This window comes from Streptomyces sp. NPDC054847, assembly GCF_053610925.1.
Genome location: NZ_JBSGZJ010000798.1, coordinates 1 through 1,112, shown reverse-complemented (window position 1 = coordinate 1,112; position 1,112 = coordinate 1). Strand labels below are relative to the sequence as shown.

Here is a 1,112-nt window from a genome sequence, read left to right as displayed (position 1 = left end):
GTCGGCTCGCAGTCCTACCACGCCGACCGGGCCCGCCTGCTGGCCACCGCCGAACGCGCCTACGGCCCCGCCGCGGCCGCCGCGCTGGCACCGGCACTGGGGGAGCGCCCATGACCACCACCCGCACCGACGCCCGGCGCATCGACGCCCTGCGCGAAGCCCTCGCCACCCGCGTGGTGGTCGCCGACGGCGCCATGGGCACCATGCTCCAGGCCCAGGACCCCACCCTCGAGGACTTCCAGAACCTCGAGGGCTGCAACGAGGTCCTCAACATCACCCGCCCCGACATCGTCCGCTCCGTCCACGAGGCCTACTTCGACGTCGGCGTCGACTGCGTGGAGACCAACACCTTCGGCGCCAACCACGCGGCCCTCGGGGAATACGACATCCCCGAGCGGGTCCACGAACTGTCCGAGGCGGGCGCCCGGATCGCCCGCGAGGTGGCCGACGCGTACACCGCCTCCACCGGCGACCAGCGCTGGGTACTGGGCTCGATGGGCCCCGGCACCAAGCTCCCCACCCTCGGCCACGCCCCCTACACCCTGCTGCGCGACGCCTACCAGGCGAACGCCGAAGGCCTCATCGCCGGCGGCGCGGACGCCCTGCTGGTGGAGACGACGCAGGACCTGCTCCAGACCAAGGCCGCGATCATCGGCGCCCGCCGCGCCATGGACGCCACCGGCAGCCGCCCGCCGCTGATCTGCTCGGTGACGGTCGAGACGACCGGCACCATGCTGCTCGGCTCCGAGATCGGCGCCGCGCTCACCGCGCTCGAACCGCTCGGCATCGACATGATCGGCCTCAACTGCGCCACCGGCCCGGCCGAGATGAGCGAGCACCTGCGCCACCTCGCCCGCCACTCCCGCATCCCGATCTCCTGCATGCCCAACGCCGGACTGCCCGTCCTCGGCAAGGACGGCGCCCACTACCCGCTGACCCCCGCCGAACTCGCCGACGCCCAGGAGCAGTTCGTCGCCGACTACGGCCTCTCCCTCGTCGGCGGCTGCTGCGGCACCACACCGGAGCACCTGCGCCGCATCGTCGAACGCGTCCGTGATCTGACCCCGCCGGCCCGCAATCCGCGCCCCGACCCGGGCGCCGCCTCCCTCTAC

General features: G+C 73.5%; 1 protein-coding gene. It reads left to right on the top strand.

Annotated elements, in window-relative coordinates; translation table 11 throughout:
• Positions 1-110 precede the first annotated feature (110 nt).
• The coding region (locus tag ACWGH4_RS35320; RefSeq protein WP_453468013.1) for a homocysteine S-methyltransferase family protein at positions 111-1,112 on the top strand (1,002 nt) is incomplete at its 3' end.